The sequence below is a fragment of the Mesorhizobium sp. M7A.F.Ca.CA.001.10.2.1 genome, assembly GCF_003998575.1.
In the GTDB taxonomy this organism is placed as follows: Bacteria; Pseudomonadota; Alphaproteobacteria; order Rhizobiales; family Rhizobiaceae; genus Mesorhizobium.
This window is the reverse complement of the sequence record NZ_RZQY01000903.1, coordinates 1-1,846: the sequence shown is the minus strand read 5'-3', so window position 1 is coordinate 1,846 and position 1,846 is coordinate 1. Positions and strand designations below refer to the sequence as shown.

Annotated in this window: 3 protein-coding genes; all 3 read right to left on the bottom strand. The window is 67.0% G+C overall.

The features are described from left to right. Positions 1 to 551: ATP-grasp domain-containing protein (locus tag EN964_RS33270; RefSeq protein WP_127277351.1), on the bottom strand; the 551-nt coding region annotated here is incomplete at its 3' end. Next, a complete protein-coding gene (gene purE / locus EN964_RS33265) occupies positions 548 to 1,045 on the bottom strand; it encodes a 5-(carboxyamino)imidazole ribonucleotide mutase (protein ID WP_127272234.1) in 498 nt (165 codons plus the stop codon). The genes EN964_RS33270 and purE, both read right to left, overlap by 4 nt. Positions 1,046 to 1,145: 100 nt before the next feature. Further along, positions 1,146 to 1,846, bottom strand: a 701-nt coding sequence (locus EN964_RS33260; protein ID WP_127277349.1) for a PfkB family carbohydrate kinase, incomplete at its 5' end; no start/stop codon positions are given.

The window sequence follows — 1,846 nt, the reverse complement described above, 5'->3', positions numbered from 1 at the left end:
AAGGCCTCCAGGATCAGAGGCACATTGCCCATCGCCTCGCATGTGCCGGCGAAGCCGCCGGCTTCCATGTTGCGGAAGACGCGCTGGCCTTTGCCGTCATAGCCCATGCGCCGGGTCTTCAGGACACCGCTGCCGTCGAATGCTTTCAGCGCCGCGATCAGCTGGTCATCATTGTCGACGGCGTGGAAATCGGCGGTGGCAATGCCGATGCCGTTGAGGAATGTTTTTTCGTCCACCCGGTCCTGCGCCACTTCCAGCGCACGCGCCGGCGGATAGACCGGAACCTTGGCGGCCAGCGCACTGGCGGCTGCAACCGGCACGTTCTCGAACTCGTAGGTGACGACGGAACTCGAGCCTGCCAGTTCGGCAAGGGCGGCCGGGTCGTCATAGGCGGCTGTTATCTGCCGGTTGGCGACCTGTGCCGCGGGGCAATCCGCTTGCGGCTCCAGCACCACGGTGCGGTAGCCGAGGCGGGCGGCAGCAACAGCCAGCATGCGGCCGAGCTGGCCGCCGCCAATGATGCCGATGGTCGATCCGGCGGGCAGGCTCACGGCGTATCCGTCGGTTCTGCCGCGACCTTGGCGGTCTGCGCGGCGCGCCAGGCATCCAGGCGGACGGCAAGCTCGTTATCGTTCAGGGCCAGCACGGCGGCGGCTAGAAGGGCTGCGTTGGCAGCGCCCGCCTTGCCGATGGCCAGCGTGCCCACGGGAATGCCGGCCGGCATCTGGACAATGGACAGCAGCGAATCCTGCCCGGAAAGCGCTTTCGATTCCACCGGCACGCCGAACACCGGCAATGGCGTCATCGCCGCCGTCATGCCGGGCAGGTGTGCTGCACCGCCGGCGCCGGCGATGATCACCTGATAACCGGCCGCCTTGGCGCCCTTGGCGAAATCATAGAGCCGGTCTGGGGTGCGATGCGCGGAGATGATCAGCCGTTTGTGCGGGATGCCGAGTGCTTCCAGCGTTTCGGCCGCATGGCGCATCGTCGCCCAGTCGGACTGGCTGCCCATGATGATGGCGACGTCGGCGCGTTGATCGTCCAAGTCCGTGTTCCCCGGCGACAAAGGCGCGCCTTAGCGGAATTCGCGCGAGGCCGCAAGGACAGGCGGCGGCCGCAGCTCTTTGCAACGTTGAATCAGGCCATCAGATGCCGTCGCGCTCGGCCTCTGGCGTCGAGACCAGCAAGGCCGAAGCCGCGTTGGCGGCGGTGATGGCCGCCCGCATGGTCTGCCCACGGGCAAGTCCCGCGGCCAGCGCGCCAACGAATTCATCGCCGGCGCCATGCGTGCTGGCGACCTTGACGGGGATGGCGGACAGAGCAAACGCCTCACCGCTCCGATCGCAACAGGCGACGCCCTCGCCGCCCGCCGTGACAATCGCCACCGGATAAAGATCGGCCAGCAGCCGTGCGGCTTGGGCGGCCCCGTCCAGCGTCTCGAACACTGCTGTGCCAGCCAGGAATTCAGCCTCGATGGCGTTGACCACCAATATGTCGACCAGCGCGATCAACTCGTCGGAGAGTTCGCGCGCGGGGGCCGCGTTGAGCACGACGCGGCCGCCCCGTGCTTTGACGGCGCGTGCGGCGGCAATGTTGCCGGCTTCCGGCACTTCGTTCTGCAACAAAAGCACTGCCGTTTGGACCATCACATCGGAAGCAGAGGCAATGTCGGCATGGCCCAGTGTCAGATTGCTGCCCGAGACGATCACCGCGCCATAGTCGCCGCCCGCGTCGAAGATCGCCACGCTCATGCCGGAGCCGGCGCCAGCGGCCACCCGCACGAAGCGGTGGTCGACCACTGCGCGATTGAGATTGGCCAGCAACGCCCGCCCGAAATCATCGTCGC